Origin of the sequence: Lysobacter enzymogenes, assembly GCF_017355525.1 — a bacterium.
GTDB lineage: Bacteria > Pseudomonadota > Gammaproteobacteria > Xanthomonadales > Xanthomonadaceae > Lysobacter > Lysobacter enzymogenes_C.
In genome coordinates this window covers 3190352-3208128 of record NZ_CP067395.1, presented here as the reverse complement: position 1 = coordinate 3208128, position 17777 = coordinate 3190352, and the positions used below count along the sequence as shown (strand labels likewise).

At 72.4% G+C, this 17777-nt stretch carries 10 protein-coding genes; 3 read left to right on the top strand and 7 right to left on the bottom strand.

What is annotated here, in order from left to right:
* Positions 1-434: 434 nt before the first annotated feature.
* A complete protein-coding gene (locus JHW38_RS13450) occupies positions 435-5585 on the top strand; it encodes an autotransporter outer membrane beta-barrel domain-containing protein (RefSeq protein WP_207521834.1) in 5151 nt (1716 codons plus the stop codon).
* Positions 5586-5624: 39 nt separating this feature from the next.
* On the opposite strand, the gene JHW38_RS13445 is transcribed toward JHW38_RS13450, so the two are convergent.
* Positions 5625-7001: a PepSY-associated TM helix domain-containing protein gene (locus JHW38_RS13445; RefSeq protein WP_207521833.1), complete on the bottom strand. Its 1377-nt coding sequence runs from the start codon at positions 6999-7001 to the stop codon at positions 5625-5627.
* The gene (locus JHW38_RS13440; protein ID WP_207521832.1) at positions 6998-9082 is read right to left on the bottom strand and encodes a TonB-dependent receptor; all 2085 of its coding nucleotides are present in this window, start codon (positions 9080-9082) and stop codon (positions 6998-7000) included. Before JHW38_RS13440 ends, JHW38_RS13445 begins: the two co-directional genes overlap by 4 nt.
* A 392-nt stretch (positions 9083-9474) precedes the next feature.
* On the opposite strand from JHW38_RS13440, the gene JHW38_RS13435 reads away from it, so the two are divergent.
* Entirely contained in the window at positions 9475-9876 is a 402-nt protein-coding gene (locus tag JHW38_RS13435) for a DUF3224 domain-containing protein (protein WP_207521831.1), read from the top strand.
* A 351-nt stretch (positions 9877-10227) separates the two neighbouring features.
* Entirely contained in the window at positions 10228-11298 is a 1071-nt protein-coding gene (locus JHW38_RS13430; protein WP_428995243.1) for a lipid A deacylase LpxR family protein, read from the top strand.
* A 31-nt stretch (positions 11299-11329) separates the two neighbouring features.
* Here JHW38_RS13430 and JHW38_RS13425 read toward each other — a convergent pair whose 3' ends face one another.
* From JHW38_RS13425 to JHW38_RS13405, 5 genes are all read right to left on the bottom strand, one after another.
* Complete coding sequence (locus JHW38_RS13425) at positions 11330-12442, bottom strand: hypothetical protein (RefSeq protein WP_207521829.1); 1113 nt, start codon at positions 12440-12442, stop codon at positions 11330-11332.
* 170 nt (positions 12443-12612) lie between these two features.
* The gene (locus tag JHW38_RS13420) at positions 12613-12780 is read right to left on the bottom strand and encodes a hypothetical protein (RefSeq protein ID WP_207521828.1); all 168 of its coding nucleotides are present in this window, start codon (positions 12778-12780) and stop codon (positions 12613-12615) included.
* A 10-nt stretch (positions 12781-12790) separates the two neighbouring features.
* Positions 12791-14974, bottom strand: a complete 2184-nt coding sequence (locus tag JHW38_RS13415) for a peptidase domain-containing ABC transporter (RefSeq protein WP_207521827.1) — start codon at positions 14972-14974, stop codon at positions 12791-12793.
* Positions 14971-16239 carry an HlyD family secretion protein gene (locus JHW38_RS13410; RefSeq protein WP_207521826.1) on the bottom strand — a complete coding sequence of 423 codons (1269 nt, stop codon included), beginning with the start codon at positions 16237-16239 and terminating at the stop codon, positions 14971-14973. The genes JHW38_RS13415 and JHW38_RS13410 overlap by 4 nt, the downstream gene beginning before the upstream one ends.
* A gap of 238 nt (positions 16240-16477) precedes the next feature.
* The gene (locus JHW38_RS13405; protein ID WP_207521825.1) at positions 16478-17677 is read right to left on the bottom strand and encodes a DUF418 domain-containing protein; all 1200 of its coding nucleotides are present in this window, start codon (positions 17675-17677) and stop codon (positions 16478-16480) included.
* Between the last annotated feature and the right edge of the window lie 100 nt (positions 17678-17777).

Sequence of the window (17777 nt, the reverse complement as noted above, 5' to 3'; positions counted from 1 at the left end):
TGCGATGCAGTCGCGATACGCGTGCAACCACCAGATTTCATACCTTCGATTTCATCGGACACATAAGGTGCGAACGAAGTACTGACACTCACTTGGATGCATGCCGTCTGTGCTTGTAAAACGCCGTAATTTTAGGCTTTTTTTAGGTAAATCATGGCTGCATTACGGCGAAACGAATTGCTAACGAATCGCACAGACTCGCGAACGAAATCTGTACTTCTCTAGGCGCGAGCCAAGCCGGCTCGTCGTATCGCCTCACCGATTCTTCCCTCGCATCGTGTCGCTTCGCAGAGCGCGACCGGAACGGCCCGGACGCGACGGGCGCCTGCACGCCCGCGCCTGCGGGCGAAACCGGCGCGGCCGCTCCGGCGCCCGCGTTCGCGCCGCATCGCGACGGCGCGGCCCAGGGAAACCGGACAAAACAAGGACCGTCCATGCGCGCAGACTCGCTCCAATCGCCGAACCGAATCCGTTTCCATCCGCTCAGCCTCGGCGTCGCCCGCGCGATTCCGGTGTTGCTGGCGTTGCAGGGGTATTGCGATGTCGCGCTCGCGGCATGCACGCCGGCGGCGCCGCCCGACGGCGCCACAGTGCTGTGCACGGGCGCGCCGACCCCGTTTCCGTCCGATCCCAACGCGTTCGCCAGCGGCGCCGACCGGCTCACGGTCACCGTGGCGGCCGGCGCGGTCGTGGGCGCCAACATCGGCGGCACCGCAATGGCCTTGAGCGGTTCCAACGTCGCGCTCAACAACCTCGGCAGCATCGACGCCACCGCCGCCAACGGCCTGTTGCTGACCCGCGGCTTGAGCGTGGGCAATCTCGCCGCGCCCGCGAGCGGCCAGATCGCGATCGACAACAGCGGCTCGATCCTCGGCAGCTATTCCAGTTTCGACCTGTCCGGCACGGCGATGCTGGTGGCCAACGCCGGCGCGACCCGCATCGGCAACGCCGGCACCATCGGCAACGCCGGGCTCGGCGGCATCGGCGCGCAGGACCAGTTCGCGGTCGGCGTCTACGGCGGCGGCAACGTCGATTTCAGCAACACCGGCAGCATCGTCGGCCGGATCGCGTTCGCCGACGCGGCCAGCGGCGGGCATGCGTTCGTCAACGCGGGGCAGATCGACGGCAGCGTCGGCCTCGGCGGCGGCGACGACCGTTTCGTCGCGGTGACCGGGTCGAGCATCGCCAGCGACGCGTTCCCGGCCGCCGCGACGACGATGGCGACGCCGTCGGGCGCGATCTTGAATTTCGCCGCGACCGGCCAGGTCGACGCCGGCGGCGGCGACGACACCCTGGTGCTGCAGAACGCCGCCACCGGCAGCGGCGCGGGCAGCGGCGGCGCCGGCGCGATCGCGGCCGCGCAGTACCGCGGTTTCGAACGGCTGACGATCAACAGCGGCACCTGGACCCTCGACGGCGCGGTCGCGTCCGCCGGCGCCACGCTCAACGGCGGCGTCGCCTTGTTCGACGATGCCGCCGCGTTCGGCAGCGGCCGCCTCGGCGGCAACGGCGGCGCGCTGCAGGCGACGGTCGGCGGGCTCGCGCTCGCGCAGGACATCGACCTCGGCGCCGGCGGGCTGACCGTGCAGGGCGGTTACGACCTGAGCCTGAGCGGCACGCTCGCCGGCAGCGGCGGGCTGATCAAGCGCGATGCCGGCACGCTGAGCTTGAGCGGCAGCAATTCGTTCGCCGGCGGCGTCGACCTCGGCGCGGGCAGTCTGTTGCTCGGCGGCGACGCGTCGCTCGGCCTCGGCGCGCTCAACCTCACCGGCAACGCGAGCCTGGGCTGCCCGTGTTCGAAATTGAAGCTCGGCAACGCGTTCAACCTCGGCGCGGGGGCCGGCCTCACGCTCGGCGGCGCGACCGATGTCGAGCTGGGCGGCGGCATCGGCGGCGGCGGTTCGCTGATCAAGATCGGCGCCGGCACGCTGGCCTTGAACGGCGTCAACGGTTTCAGCGGCGGCGTGCGCCTGCAGGCCGGCACGCTGTCGCTCGGCAACGGTTCCGCGCTCGGCAGCGGCGCGCTCGCCGTCGACGGCGCGGCGGCGCTCAACGTCGCCGCGGCGATGAACTTGAACAACCCGATCGACCTCAATGCCGGGCTGAGCCTCGGCGGCGGCGTCGACCTGGGCTTGAACGGCGTCATCGGCGGCAGCGGCGGGCTCAGCTTCAACGGGCCGTCGACCTTGACCCTCGCCGGCGCAAACAGTTTTTCCGGCGGCTTCGCGCTCGGCGGCGGCGGTCTCGCGCTCGCCGGCAGCACCGCGCTCGGCAGCGGCGCGCTGAATGTCGGCGGCAACGCCAGCCTCAGCACGCTCGCGACCGGCGTTGTCCTCGGCAATGCGGTGAACCTCGGCGCGGGCGTCACCTTGGGCATCGCCGGCAGCAACGATCTCTCGCTCGGCGGGCTCATCGGCGGCGCCGGCGGTTTGGCGATGACCGGCGACGGCCGGCTCGACCTGCTCGGCGCCAACAGCTTCAGCGGCGGCGTCGCGCTCGCCGCCGGCACGCTCGGGCTCGGCAACGACCTCGCGCTCGGCAGCGGCGCGCTGCAGGTCGGCGGCAACGCCGGTCTGGTCGCGACCGTGCCGAACCTGACCCTGCGCAACCCGATCGATCTGGCCGCCGGCGCGCGCCTGGGCATCGGCGGCGACGGCCACACCTGCCTGTGCAGCCAGATCCGCGGCGGCGGCGGCCTGAGCTTCAGCGGCACCGGCACGCTGTCGCTGCCCGGCGCCAATCTGTTCGCCGGCGGGATGAACTTGAACAGCGGCACGCTGAGCCTCGGCGACAACGGCGCGCTCGGCACCGGGCTGCTGACCATCGCCGGCCAGGCCGTGCTGACCGCGGCCGTGCCCGGGCTGAACCTCGGCAACGACGTGCATATCGCCGCGGGCAGCACCCTGGACCTGATCGGCGACAACAGCCTCGACCTCAGCGGCACCCTGGTCGGCAGCGGCACCCTGATCAAGCGCGGCGACGGCGAACTGCGGCTCGACGGCCACGTGCTCGGCTTCACCGGCGGGCTGTCGATCCTGCAAGGCACGCTCGACGTCGGCCGCCCCATCGTCACCGGGCTGAGTTCCGCGCCGGGCACCCAGGCGAGCTTCAGCGACGGCGACGATGTCCTGACCGCGACCGGACCGATCGCCGGCGCGGTCGATTTCGGCGGCGGCAACGACGCGCTGAGCATCGGCGTGGGCTATCTGGGCGGCGTCACCGGCAGCATCGCCGCGGGCGCCGGCAACGACACCTTCGCGGTCGGCGGCAGCGGCGACGGCGTGCTGCCGGCGAGCGGCCTGAGCGGTTTCGAAAACCTGTCGCTGGCGCCGGGCAGCACCCTGGTGCTCGCCGGCGGCGCCAGCGGCGCGTTCGACCGCAGCAGCATCGGCGGCACGCTGGTGCTCGACGGCACGCTCGGCGGCAGCGCCGCGGTCGCCGCGGGCGGCGCGCTGGTCGGCGGCGGCGCGCTGGCCGGCGCGCTGACGCTGGCCGGCACGCTCGCGCCTTCGGGTTTGGCCGGCGCCGGCGGCGCGGCCGCGGGCACCGGCGCGGCCGGCGTCGCGCTCAACGTCGCCAGCCTGACCGTGGACCCCGGCGCGATCCTGCAACTGCGCCAGAGCGCCGACGGCCGCAGCGACAGCGTGACCGTCGCCGGCGCCGCCACGCTCAACGGCGGCGTGGTGGTGGCGATGCCGCAGCCGGGCGACTACGCGCCGATCACCGATTACCGCATCGTCGATGCGTCCGCGCTCAGCGGCGCGTTCGCAAGCGTCAGCCAGAGCGTGCTGCCGTTCCTCGACGCCAGCCTGCTGCGGCGCGGCGACGACGTGTTCCTGCGCCTGGCCCGCCACCTCGACGGCGGCGGCCTGCGCTTCGAACAATTCCCGGGCTTGAGCGAAAACCAGCGTGCGGCGGCCGGCGCCCTGCAGGCCGCCAGCGTCGACGATGCGGTCTTGCCACACGCGGTGGCGGCGGCGCGCGGGCTCAGCGCGGCGCAGGCGCCGCGCGCGTTCGACAGCCTCAGCGGCGAGACCTATGCCTCGCTCGCCAGCGCCCAGCGCTACCACGCCGTGCAGTTCCAGCGCAGCGTCGCGGCGCAGCTGGATCTGGCGCGCGACCGCGGCGTGGACGAGGAACGCACGCTCGGTACGGCGTGGGCGAGCGCCTACGGCGGCCGCGCCGAATTCGACGGCGGGCGGCTGGACGGGATCGACCACGACCTCGGCGGCCTGGCGATCGGCGTGGAAGGCTCGCCCGCCGCGCATTGGCGCTTCGGCGCGCATCTCGGCGCGGCGCGGTCGACGTCGAAGACCGGCCGCCGCGACGACAAGATCGACAGCGATCTGTTCAACCTCGGCGTGCACGGCCTGTACGCGCCGGGGCGGTGGTGGGCGCAGGGCGCAGCCGGCTACAGCTACGGCCGCTACCAGGCGCAGCGCGAGGTGACGGTGGGCGGTTACCGCCGCCGCGCCCGCGCCGATTTCGGCAACGACGGCGCTTACGCGATGCTCGAAGCCGGTTTGCGCTTCGACGGTTTGCGGGTGCGGATGGAGCCGTTGCTCGGCGTGTACTACGCCAAGGTCGAATCGGCGCGGTTCCGCGAACGCGGCGCCGGCGATGCCGATCTTTGGGTGCGCACGGGCGGTTACGACGTCGCCACCGTCGGGGTCGGTCTGCGTCTGACCCCGGCGTTCGGCCCGGGCGAGCGCAAGTGGAGCCCGAGCGCGGATATCCGCTATCTGCACGATCTCGACGGCTCGCGGCCGCGCGCGCGCAACGGTTTCGTCGGCGCCGCCACGCCGGGCTTCGACGTGGTCGGGTTCGCCGCCGAACGCAACCGCTGGAACGTCGGGCTGGGGGTGCAGTACCGGATCGGTCCGGCCAGCAGCGCGTTCGTCGAGTATCGCGGCGAGCTCGGCCGCGAGGATCGCGTGCACGCGCTCAATGCGGGCCTGCGCCTGGGCTGGGGCGCGTCGGCGGCGGCGCGGGCGCGGCCGGCGCCGGTCGCGGGGGATGCGGCGGCGGGAGCGGCAGCGGCCGGGCGGGTGACGGCGATGGAGGCGACGACGGATGCGTCGACGAAGCTGTCTACGAAGCCGTCTACGAATGCGGCGAATGCGGCGAAGATCGCATCGGCCGATACATCGACGAGCGCATCGAAGCAGTCGCCGGCGAGTACGGCGACGCGAACCACCTCCGCGTCCGCTGCCGCTGCCGCGGGTGCGGGTGCGGCGGGTACGAAGCTCGCAGCGGGCGACAACGCCGGCGAGGCGGTGTCGCCGGCGCGCGCCAGTGCGCCGGCGTCGTCCGCAGCGCCAGCGGCCGCGGGCCTGGGCGCGCAAGCCGGCGCTGGCTTCGGCGAATGCAAGCTGCGTCCGGCGAAGCAGGTGGCGCCCACGCGCAAGCTGGTCCAGCGCGGCGGCAAGGCGCGGCCGTTGTCCAAGTCCAAGCGCGTCGCCGCGCGCGGTGCCGGCGGCAAGGCCAAGCCGCGCCGCGCGCCGGTGGTGGCGCTGGCGCGTTCCGGCGCGGCCGCGCCTGCGGCAACGGTCTGGTGCGACGACGCGCCGGCCGGGTCGCGCTGAGTTCGCGGCGGCGGCGTACGCAACGCCGCCGCTACCGGCTCAATGCAGGAACGCCGCCCAGCGCGGCACCCGCGCGATCACCCAGCGGTCCAGCGCCGCCACCAGCAGCAGCGACGCGCCGAGCAGCGGAAACGCGATCGCGCAGGCCAGCGCGATCGCCGCGACCGTGCGCAGCCGCGCCGGCGCGGGCGCCGGCGGCGCGCCCAGGCGCCCGCGCGGGCGGCGCTTCCACCACATCCACGCGCCGCTGACGCTCAGCGCGACGATGCCCAGGCACGGCAGCAGCATGACGATCTGGTTGGCGCGGCCGAAGTAGCGACCCATGTGCAGCTGCACGCCGAGTTCCACCGCTTTGGCGCCGAGGCCGTAGTCGGCGAAGCCGGTGTCGCCGGCCACCGCGCCGCTGTAGCGGTCCACATGCACGGTGCGCTGGCCTTGCGGCCGGTCGGGATAGACCACCGCGGTGTAGACGCCGTCGGCGCCGTGCGGCAGCGACAGTCGATAGTCGCCGCGCAGGCCGTGCGCGGCCAGCGTGCGCACCGCCGCGTCGATGCCGATGTCGGCGGCCGCGCCGCGGCTCGCGTCATGACCGGCGCCGTGCCCGGCGCCGTGGTGAGCGTGCGAGGCCGGCAGCGGCGCGTCGCGCAGCGTCCACGGCGCATCGCCGACCGCCTGCCCGACCCGCGGTGCGGCGGCGGCATGGTGGCGGTGTTCGGCGGGATAACCCAGGCCCAGCGGCTGCAAGCCCGCGCGCAGCAACTCGCCCCACACCCCGGCCCAGGGCAGGCCGGTCAGGATCAGGAACACGATCAGCGCCGCGGTCCACGCGCCGACGCTGGCGTGCAGGCTGCGCCAGAAGCCGCGGCCGCGCGCGCGCCAGTCCGGCCACAGCGCCGCGCGCCAGCCGCGCCCGCGCGGCCACCACAGGTAGGCGCCGGTGGCGACCAGCAGCAGCGCCCAGCACGCCGCGGTTTCCACCAGCGCGTCGCCGAAGCGGCCCAGCAACAGCGAGCCGTGCATGGTGTCGGCGAAACCGACCAGGGTGCGGGTGTAGACGAAGGCGCCGTGTACGCGCGCGCTGCCGGGGTCGACGAACACGCGCAGCGGTTCGCCGCGGGTCGGGGTCACGAACACCTGCGCGGTGCGGCGCGGATCGGCGGGCAGGTCGATGCGGGTGACCTCGCCCGGGTACGCCGCGCGCGCCGCGTCGAGCAAGCGCGACAGCGGCAGGTCGGCGCGGCGCTGCGGCGCGAAGCGCAGCGGCGCGTGCACCGCGTCCTCGATCTCGTCGTGGAACAGGTACACCGCGCCGGTCAGCGCCAGCACCAGCAAGAACGGCATCACCAGCAGGCCGGCGTAGAAATGCCAGCGCCACGCGCTGCGGTAGAACCCGCGCTGGCGCGCCGCGTCGTTCATCGGAATGCGCGGGTGTAGGTCAGCTCGACGCTGCGCGGCGCGCCCAGATAGACCTGGCGCGCGCTGTAGCCGGACCAGTCGGCATAGAACGCATCGGCGAGGTTGCGCACGCGCAGGGTGTAGCGGCCGCTGGCGCCGTTCCAGTCGACCGCGGCGTCGGCGACGGTATGCGCGCGGACCCGGAACTGGTTGGCGTTGTCGGTGTAGAAATCGCCGACGTGACGCAGGCCCAGGTGGAAACTCAGCGGCAGGCCGTCGAGGCGATACCACGCGTCGACGCTGGCGGTGCGCTCGGGCACGTTCGACGGACGGTTGCCGCTGCGGTCGGCGCCGCCGGCTTCGCGCAGGCGGTCGAAGCGCGCCGACAGCAACGCCGCGCTGGCGTCGATGCGCAGGCGCGCGGTGGCTTGCGCGCTCAGCGACAGCTCCACGCCCTGCGACGACTGGCGCCCGTTCTGCACGCTGATCTGCGGCTGCAAGGGGTCGCGGGTCAGGATGTCGTCCTGGCGCAGCCGGTACGCGGCGGCGTTGAGGCGCAGGCGCCGGTCGAACAGTTCGCTGCGCAAGCCGACCTCCACCGATTCGCCGTGGCTGAGGTCGAAGGCGTTGTTGCGCTGGTTGATGGTCAGGAACGAACTGACCGGCAGCACCGCGCTGCTGTACTGGGCGTAGAGCTGGGTCTGCGGGCGCAGTTCGAACACGCTGCCCAGGCGCCACGAGGTCGGCGAGAACTCGCGGCCGAAGCCGCTGCGCAGGCCGCTGTCGAGGTCGAGGTTGCGCCGGCGCAGTTCGATCCGCTCGTGGCGCAGGCCGGCCACCAGCAGCCAGCGTTCGCTGAGGTTCAGCGCGTCCTCGGCGAACACCGCGGCGACTTTGGCGCGGGTGCTGAAATCGTTGCGGCCGTCGGTGTAGTCGAGCGGGTTGTCGGGCGGCAGGGTGCCGCGCTCTTGCGCCAGCAGGTCGACCGAGCCGGCGCGGCCGAACCGGCGCAGGTTGAAGAAGTCGGTGTCGCTGTATTCGAAACCGGCGGCGAACAGATGCCGGCGCCCGCCGAGGCGGCCTTCGTGGCGCAGGCTCAGGCGCTGGTTCCACACCCGTTGGTCGTGGTGGATGCGCGAGGCGCTGCGGTCCAGCCGGCCGCTGACGGCGTTGTAGGTGAAGTCTTCGCTGTTGTCCCAGCGCCGCCGCGCGTCGTAGACGCTGGCCTCGTTGCTGAGGTTCCAGGCGTCGCTCAGGCGATAGTCCAGGCGCGTGCGCAGCCACCACGAGCGCGAATCCATGCGGCCGTCGCGGACGTTGTAGTTGCGCTCGCGCGCGGCCTTGTCGACCACCAGCCCGAGCGGGTTGCCGACCAGCGCGCTGGGATCGGCCGCGACTGCGCGCGGCACCAGCGGCGCGCCGAAATACGCGGTGTCGAAATCGTCGCGGTTGTAGTCCAGCGCCGCGCGCAGGCTCAGCCGCGCGTCGGGCTGCCACAGCAGCGAACCGCTGAAGGCCTGCGCCTGCGACGCGGTGTCGTCGACGTAGCCGTCGCTGCGGTTGGCGCTGAGCACGCCGCGCACGGCCACGGTGTCGCTCAGCGGCGCATTGCCGTCCAGCCCGAGCCGGGCGCTGCGGCGGCTGCCGTAGCCGAGCAGCAGCTCGCCGCTGCGGCCATCGAGTTGCGCATTCTTCGGCACGAAGTTGATCGCCCCGGCCAGCACGCCTTCGCCGTACAGCACCGAGGCCGGGCCCTTGAGCGCCTCGACCCGTTCGAACTGGAAGCTGTCCCAGTTGCGCGAGGAGAAACCCGAACTGGTCAGGCGCACGCCGTCGAACAGATACGACACCGCGCCGGACGCGAAGCCGCGCATCGATGCCACGCCGGGCTGGCCGGGCAGGTTGCCGGCCATCACTCCGGGCATGGCGCGCAGGATCTCGACGCTGTCGCGCAGGCCGCGCGCCTGGATGTCGTCGGCGTCGAGCAGGTCGAGCGTGGCCGGAATCTCGGCCGGGTCGAGTCCGAGCCGGCTGGCGCTGGCGACCGAGGCGGCGCGCGCGTCGCGGCGTTCGGCCTGCACCCGCACCGCGTCCAGGTTCACCGCCCGATCTGCCTCGTCAGCGCTCGACGATCCGGCGGCATACGCCGGCAAGGCAGCGCACAGCGCTGCGGCGAGGGCGCAGACGGCGAAACGGGAACGGCGGTGCGGACGGAGAATCGGCATGAGCGAGGGGCGACGGCGAAGGCGCGCGGCGTCGGCGGCGCGCGAAGGTGGGAGGGGGGAGCGCGCCGCCGGCGCATCGGAACGCGAAAGGCGCGGACGGCCGCAGCCGCCGCAGATGCTAGGTCAGCGCCGCCGCGGCCGGCTGCGGCAAGTTGCCGCACTGCGGCCATGCCGAGCGCAAGCGCGGCGCAACGCGGCGGCGCGAATCGGATTAGCATGCGCGACTCGGGCCGCGCCGTTGGGGCGCAGCCGCGCGCGGAGCCGCCGCCATGCCGCAAGTCGAAGGTCCGTTCCGGGTCGAACTGAGCCCGCAGCCGGTGCACGCCGCCGCCGAAGGAATGTTCGGGCGCATGGCGCTGGACAAACGCTTCGAAGGCGCGCTCGACGCGAGCAGCCGCGGCGAGATGCTGGCGGCGATGACCGCGGTCAAAGGCTCGGCCGGTTACGTCGCGCTGGAGAAAGTCGACGGTGCGCTCGACGGCCGGCGCGGCGGTTTCCTGTTGCTGCACAGCGGGCTGATGAACCGCGGCCAGGCCGAACTGGCGGTCGTGGTGGTGCCGGATTCGGGCACCGGCGAGCTCGAAGGCCTGAGCGGGCGGATGACGATCGACATCCGCGAGGGCGGGGCGCACTTCTACCGTTTCGAGTATGCGTTGCCCGAAATGGAGTGAGCGCCGCGTTGCGAGCGCCGTGCGGCGGGCCTGAAGGCCCTCGCACAGCGGCGGCGGGCCCGGCGCTGCGATCGCGGTAGGTCTTTCGGGTCCGGCGCTTTCTTCTCAGATCGCCGAACTCCCGCACCCAGCAGGCTCAAGCGGCAAAGACGCCGCCGACCATCTCAAGCACCATCTGCGGGACGAACCGTCGCGGCCCTGCGAGCCCCATCGCACGGGATCCGTGAGATTTTGTGCGCCCTGTCCAGCCGCGCGGCCGCGCCACCCGATGCGCCGTCGCCGCCACGGTTCGCGGCGCTTCCTGCCGCACTCACCGGCCGCCGCACTGTTCGCGGCGCCGCACGCCTGCCGATGCCCATGCGCGCCAACGACTTGCTGCTGTCCCTTCTGTTCGCCGGCACCGCCCTGCACGCGGGCGCCGCCGCCGCGGAAGGCCGCGAAGCCTGCACCAACGGCCATACCCGGCTGCCGCCGACGGTCAACCTGCGCCTGGACAACGACTTGTTCGGCGGCCAGGACCAGGGCTACAGCAACGGTATACAGCTGACCCTGGTCTCGCCGAACCTCGCCGACTACACCGACGACCCGTGCATTCCGCGCCTGGCGCGCTGGATCAACAGCCATCTCGATGCGCTGCAGCCGCCGCAAGGCTACGAGCAGCGCAACATGATCGCGACGTTTTCGCAGGGCATCTTCACCCCCACCGACTACAGCCGCCGCGACCTGATCCGCGACGACCGGCCCTACGCCGGCGCGCTGCTCGCGGGCCTGGGCTACAACGCGCGCACCGGCAATTACCTGCGCACCACCCAGTTGCAGTTCGGCATCGTCGGCCCTTCGGCGCTCGGCAAGCAGGTGCAGAACGCGGTCCACCGCGCGCTCGGCGACAAGACCTTCGAAGGCTGGGACAACCAGCTGCACGACGAACCGGTGTTCCGCATCGTGCACGAGCGCATGCGCCGCTTCGCTCCCGCCGACGCGCACGAACGCCGCTGGGGCTGGGACGCGGTCGGCCACTACGGCGGCAGCTTCGGCAACCTCGCCACTTACGCCAACGCCGGCATGGAAGTGCGCTTCGGCCTGCGCCTGCCCGACGATTTCGGCAGCACCCCGCTGCGCCCGGCCGGCGAGAACACCGCGCCGACCACCCACTACAACACCGGCGACCGGCCGTTCGCCGCGCACCTGTTCCTGACCTCGGACGTGCGCTGGGTGCTGCGCGACATCACCCTGGACGGCAATACCTTCCGCAACAGCCACAGCGTCGACAAGCGCCCGTTCGTCGGCGAGGTCGGCTACGGCGTGGCGCTGATGCGCGGGCGCTGGAAGTTCGCGTTCGCGCGCTACCACAGCACGCGCGAGTTCGAGGGGCAGAAGCAGACGCCGGTGTTCGGCAGCGTTACGGTGAGCCGGGCGTTCTGAAGGCCGGGTCGCGGCTGCGTCAGCCGCGGCGTCACTCCAAGGTGATCCCCGCCGCCGCAGGGCTGCGATCCTTGAGCCCTTCGCTGGCCTGCGCCCACCACTGCGCATGCTCCTCGCTGGCCAGATAATCCGCGTACGACAACGGCGCGGCGGCATCGAGCGAATAATCCGCGCGCCCTTGCGCCAGCATCGCGCTCATCGCCCGCAGCAACGGCAGCTGCGGCACCAGATGCTCGACGAACAGGAACTGCCCGGCCTGGTTCACTTCCAGGAAGTGCGCCTGGCCGTCGCCGTCGACCGCCAGGTCGATGCAGCCGAACGCCAGCCCCAGCTCGCGCATCAACGCGCGCAGCTTGTCGGCATCGCCGGCGGACAGCTCGCCCGGTTCGGCCTGCAGGCCTTGCACCGCCTGGCGCACGCGCCAGTCGACGAAACCGTCGCTGTGCTGCGAGCGCAGCCGCGCCGGAAAGAAGCGCTCGCCGACGACGGTCACGCGCAGGTCGCAGCGCTTGTCGACGTAGGCCTGGTAGATGCCGGGGCATTGCAGCAAGCTGGCGTCGTCTTCGAGCATCTGCGGCTCGACGATGCGCGCGTAGGTGCTGAACATGCGCCCGCTTTCGGCGTCCTGCCAGGTGTGGGTGAGGAACGGTTTGTAGACCACGCGCCCGTGGCGGCGCACGAAGGCGCGGATTTCGGCCGGGTCGTGCGAGACCAGGGTCGGCGGAAAGCGCAGCCCGCAGCGGTGCGCGGCGCGCAGTTGCACGAGTTTGTTCTCGGCGCTCGCCGCCGCAGCCGGGCGGTTGACCCACAGCCGCGCGCCGCCTTCGTCGGCCAGCGCGTGCACGTTGCGCAGGAACCGGCCCCATTCGCCGCGCAGGAACGGCGCATCGCCGGGATGGGCGCGCGGAAATTCGTCCGGATCGCGCGGACGGCGGTACCAGACCGCGCCGATGCCGGCCGCGTCGAGCGCGCCGCCCATGCGCAGGCCGCCGTCGCTGTCGCAATGCAGCGACATCGGCGCCAGCGCCGGATCGGCCAGCGAGCCGCTCCACAGCGCGTCGATGCCGTCGGCGCGCAGCGCCCAGCGCACGGCGGCGGCGTGGATGTCGTGTTGCAGCGAGGACAGGATCAGGGGACGTGACATCGCGATAGAGGGGAATGAGGGAAGCGAGGAGAGCGGAAGGGTTGCCGGGTCGCGCCCGGAAAGTCAGGCACGCCCCGTTGCGGGGGCGTGCCTGGGGCCGCAGCGTTTACGGCTTACGCGTGCGTCGCTCGCGCGCGGTTCGGCCGACGGCGCTTAACGGCGGTGCGGCTTCAGACGAGATCCGGATCGCCCGGGTCGTCGCCGTTCGGGCCGGTGGCGTGGGTGGTATCGCCCTTGCCGCCGGAGATCGCGGCGATCTCCTCGACGGTGAGCTCGCGCGCGGCGATGCGGGCGAGCGGACGGGCGATGTCGTTCTGAGGCTGGTTCACGTTGCTCATGAAAGTCTCCTTAGAAACGCGGGTTGCCGGAAAGAGAAGGCCGTTCCGGCGTCGGCACGAGCGATGGCAACACGGACGCGTCGCCGAGATTCGGACCCGCGGATGCATGCGGGGTGTTCGGGTATTGCTCCGCGCCGCCGGCGCGCAGCGCGACCACGCGTTGCGCGCTGCGGATGGTGTCGGGGCGATGCGCGATGACGATGCGGGTGATGCGCAGCTGCGCGACCTCGCGGTTGATCTCGTGCTCACGGGCCACGTCGAGATGGCTGGTGGCCTCGTCGAGCAGCAATATCCGCGGCTGCCGGTACAGCGCGCGCGCCAGCAGCACGCGCTGCTTCTGCCCGCCCGACAGCGATTGGCCCAGGTCGCCGACCAGGGTTTCGTAGCCCATCGCCATCGCCGCGATGTCGTCGTGGATGCGCGCGGCGCGCGCCGCGGCCTGGATCCGCTCGAAGTCGGCCTGCGGGTCGAAGAAGGCGATGTTCTCGGCCACCGATCCGGCGAACAGCGCGTCTTCCTGCATCACCGCGCCGAACAGTTCGCGGTAGGCGCTCAGGCCGTAGCGGTGGATGTCGACGCCGCCGATCAGGATCCGGCCTTCGCTCGGCCGCAGCAGCCCGAGCAGCAGTTTCGCCAGCGTGGTCTTGCCGCACCCCGAGGGACCGACGATGGCGACCGACTCGCCTTCTTCGACGCTGAAACTGCAATCGCGCAGGATCCACGGCTCGTCCTCGCCGTAGCGGAAGCTGACGCCTTGCACTTCGATCCGCGCGGCCGGCACAGGCCCGGCGTAGTCGCCGTGCAGATCGGGCTCCGGCGCATGCAGGGCGATGTCGCCGATGCGCTGGGCGTGCAGGCCGAGCAGGCGCAGGTCGACCAGCTTGTCGATCAGGCTGGCGGTGCGGGTCGCGAACAGGTCGGCGTAGGCGACGAACACCACCAGCATGCCGGCGGTGAAGCGGCCCTGCAGCGCCAGCCACGCGCAGATCCAGATCAGCAGCACGCGCTGGCTGCCGGCGACCAGTTTCGACAGCGCCGAGAACACCGCGTTGGTGCGGCCGATCGCGGCGTCGCGATGGGCGACCTCGACCGCGGCGTTGGCGATGCGCGCGCGGCGTTCGTCGAGGCGGTTGCCGAGCTTGATCGTCTGCGCGCCCTGGATCGATTCGATCAGCAGGCTCTGCTGCTGCGCGGCCTGGATCAGCTGTTCTTCCTTGAGCCGGCGCAGCCGCCGCAGCGCGGCCCAGCGCAAGCCGGCGTAGACGCAGAAGCCGGCCAGCACCAGCGCGGTCAGCGGCGGGCTGTAGAACAGCAGCAGGCCCAGCACCAGCGCCGCGGTCAGGCCGTCGAGCAGGCTTTCGACGAAGCTGGCGCTGAGCGTCTGCTGGATCGACTGGACCGAAACGAAGCGCGACATCACCCCGCCGACGTGGCGCTTTTCGAAGAACTCCAGCGGCAGCCGCATCAGGTGGCCGAACAGATTGGCCAACCACTGCGAATTCAGCGCCGCGCCGAGGTCGGCGATGAGCCAGCCGCGCATCGCCGCGAGCGCGGCCTGCATCGCCACCACCGCCAGGAAGCCGAGCCCGAGCAGATGCAGCAGCTCGACGTCGGCCGACACCAGCACCCGATCGAGCACCCATTGCATCGCCAGCGGCAGCAGCAAGGTGAAGGTTTCCAGCGCCAGCGCCAGCAGCAGCACCTGCGCGCCGGCGCGGCGCAGGCCGTCGATGCGTCCGGCCAACGCGCCGATGCTCAGGCGCTGGCGTTCGCGCATCGGCGCGAAATCGGCGCGCGGGTTCAGCTCGACCGCGATGCCGGTGAAATGGCGGCCGAATTCGGCCAGGGTCATCGTCACCGCGCCGCGCGCGGGGTCGTGGATCTCGGCGCGGCCGCGATGGATGCGCTTGAGCACGACGAAATGGTTGAGGTCCCAGTGCAGCACGCACGGCAGCCGCAGATGCTCCAGCGCTTCGATTTCCGCGCGCAGCGGGCGTCCGTCGAGGCCGAGCGCGCCGGCGGTCTGCAACAGCCGCGCCAAAGTCGCGCCGCGCGGCGACACCGGGAAGCGCCGGCGCAGGCTCGGCAAATCGGTGTCGTGGCCATGATGGATCGCGATCATCGCCAGGCACGCCAGGCCGCATTCGGCCAGCTCGGCCTGTTGCAGCGCCGGCAGCGGACGGCGCCGGCTCATGGCGCCGCTCCGGCGGTGCGCACGGGCGCGTCGCCGCCTTCCGGGCGCAGCGGCGCCAGCAGGTATTCGTACAAGCGCCGGCGTTCGAGCTGCAATTCGGCGTCGACCCGCATCTGCGCGCTCAAGCCGCGCGCGCCGATGCGCTGGCGCTCCAGCGCGACCAGCACCCGCCACGCCGGCGCCGCTGCCGGCAGGCCGGTGCGGGCGCGGATTTCCTCGGCCGACAGCGCGCCGCGCGCGATCGCGATCACCGTCCCGCGCTGCACGCCGTAGTGCTGATAAGGGAACCCGGCGTACCGCATCGCCACCGGGGTGCCCGGGACGACGCTGCCGAGGGCGCGGTCGGACACCCACAGCTCGGCCTGCATCGGCACGCCTTGCGGCGCCAGCGACAACAGGCGCTGGCCGGCGGCGACGCTCTGGCCCGGCATCGCGGCCAGCGCGACCGCGCGGCCGTCGGCGGGTGCGCGCACGGCGATGCGGCGGCGGCCTTCGTTGCGGGCGTCGTCTTGCGCGATGTCGGCCAGTTCGCGTTCGATCCGGTGGCGTTGCTGTTCGTCGCGTTGCGGCTGCTCGGCCAGGGCGGCGCGCGCTTCGGCCAGTTCGCGGCCGGCGTCGAGGCCTTCGCGGCGCGCGTCCTGCACCCGCGCTTCGGCGTCGATGCGCGCGGCTTCGTACTGCTGCCATTGCACGTCGCTGAGCAGCTTGCCGCCGCGCAGCGGCTGCACCTGCGCCGACAGCGCGCGCGCTTGCGCGGCGCGTTGCTCGCGCAGGGCCAGTTGAGCCTCGGCCAGATCGATGCGCCGCTGCGCGGCCGCGATGCGCTCGCGCCACTGCGCGGCGGCGCGCACGGCGCTTTGCGCAAGCGCGTCGCGATCCGCGAGCAGGCGCGCGCGCTGCGCGACGAGTTCGGCGTTGACAGCCGCGCCGACGCCGCCGCGCAACGCGGGGCTGTCGAGTTCGGCCGAGATTTCCGCCAGGATCTGCCCGCGCCGCACCCGTTCGCCTTCGCCGACATGGCTGCGCAGCAGCGTGCCCGCGGCCGGCGCCGACAGCGCCATCAGGCCGCCGCGCGGTTGCAACTGGCCGTAGGCCGGCTCGCTGCTAGTGTACTGGCCGAAGCACAGCAACGCGGCCAGCGCAGAGACCGCCACCACCGCCATCGCCGCCATCGCCGTGCCCATGCGCGACACCGGCAGGCGGATGCGGCCGAGCCAGCGTTGCCGGCGCGCGTCGAGCGCTTGTTCGCGGAACAGGCCGTGCACGCCGGCGTCAGCGCTGCGCGGCCGGCGCGACGCGCGGCGTCGGCGGAACGGAAACGGTCGATGCGACGGTCATGGCGAGCGCGTTGCGCGAACTCCCGGCTGCAGCGAAACGGCCGTTGAGTGTGGCCCGCGCCTGTCGCGCTGGCTACGACGCGGGACGCAACGCGGGTCACGGTTCGCGACACAGATGACAGGCGTCAGATTCGCGCGCGCCGCATTCATGCGCGCGACGAACGATTCAGCGCGATGCGTCGTAAGCCGGCCGCTGCGACCGCGGCCAGGCGCCGATGGTCAATGCGCGCAGCAGCCATTCCAGCGGGCCGTAGGCGTAGCGGCGCAGCCATGCGTAGCTGAGCCAGGTTTGCGCGACGAACAGGACCAGCGCGATCGCCGCCACCGCGGCCGGCGTCAGCCGTCCCATCCAGCCCAGGCCGTAGCCGGTGAACGACCACGCCAGCACCGCCGATTGCAGCAGGTAGTTGGACAAGGCCATGCGTCCGGCCGGCGCCAACCACCGCGCGATGCGCGCGCCGCCGCGTTCGAACCACGGCAGCGCCAGCGCGGCGTAGGCCAGGCTCAGCAGCGGCGCGGTCGACACGCTCAGCGCCAGCACCCACAGCTCGACCGCATCGGAGACCGGCCACAGCGCATTCGCGCCGAGCGCCAGCGCGGCGGGCGCGCCGAAGCCGAGGCCGGCGATGCGCAGGCGCCGCAGCAGCGGGCGGTAGTCGTGCAGATGCGCAGCGATCTTGCGCCGGCCCGCGACGAGGCCGTAGAGGAACATCGCCAACGCGCACGGCGCTTGCAGCAACAGCAGGATCGGCCAGGTATTTGCGAGTTCGTTCCAGCGCACCGCCAGCACCTGCGCGGGCGAGCCGGTGAAACCGCGCCAGATCGCCTGCGCCTGCGCCGCCGCGCCAGCAGCATCGGCCGGCGCCGGATCGATCCACGCCAGCGCGCCGAGCGCGGCCCAGCCCAGCGCGGTCGCCGCGATCAGCACGTGCGCGATGCGCAATTGCGCGCGTTCGGATGCGCGGCTCAGCGCCAACAGCAACGCGCCCATCGCCGCGTAGGTGGTGAGGATGTCGCCGTGGAACAGCAGCGTCGCGTGCAAGGCGCCGACGATCCACAGCCCCAACAAGCGCCGGCCCATGCGCGGCGCGAACGCTTGTCCGGCGCGTTCGGCGGCGGTTTGTTGCAGGCTGAAGCTGTAACCGAACAGAAACGAGAACAGCAGGTAGAACTTCATTTCGAACACGGCCGCGATCAGCGCGTCGAGCGCGCGGTCGAGCGGACCGGCCTGCGCCGGATCGGGCCCCAGGCCCCACCACGGCGAAGCGAACACGCCGATGTTGACCAGCACGATGCCGAGCAGGGCCAGGCCGCGCAGCGCGTCGAGGTGTTCGATGCGCGCGGCGGCGCGGGGAAGGGCGTTCATGCGCGGGCCTGTCCGGTGGGGAGCAGCGCGCATGCTCGGCGCCGCGCCCGCGGCCGGCATCCGGCCGGCGGCGGGGCGGATCCCGGCCGTTTGGCGGATC

Coding starts and splice junctions, on each gene's coding strand:
- JHW38_RS13450 (WP_207521834.1), top strand. CDS start 435: ATGCGCGCAGACTCGCTCCAATCGCCGAACCGAATCCGTTTCCATCCG.
- JHW38_RS13445 (WP_207521833.1), bottom strand. CDS start 7,001: ATGAACGACGCGGCGCGCCAGCGCGGGTTCTACCGCAGCGCGTGGCGC.
- JHW38_RS13435 (WP_207521831.1), top strand. CDS start 9,475: ATGCCGCAAGTCGAAGGTCCGTTCCGGGTCGAACTGAGCCCGCAGCCG.
- JHW38_RS13430 (WP_428995243.1), top strand. CDS start 10,228: ATGCCCATGCGCGCCAACGACTTGCTGCTGTCCCTTCTGTTCGCCGGC.
- JHW38_RS13425 (WP_207521829.1), bottom strand. CDS start 12,442: ATGTCACGTCCCCTGATCCTGTCCTCGCTGCAACACGACATCCACGCC.
- JHW38_RS13420 (WP_207521828.1), bottom strand. CDS start 12,780: ATGAGCAACGTGAACCAGCCTCAGAACGACATCGCCCGTCCGCTCGCC.
- JHW38_RS13415 (WP_207521827.1), bottom strand. CDS start 14,974: ATGAGCCGGCGCCGTCCGCTGCCGGCGCTGCAACAGGCCGAGCTGGCC.
- JHW38_RS13405 (WP_207521825.1), bottom strand. CDS start 17,677: ATGAACGCCCTTCCCCGCGCCGCCGCGCGCATCGAACACCTCGACGCG.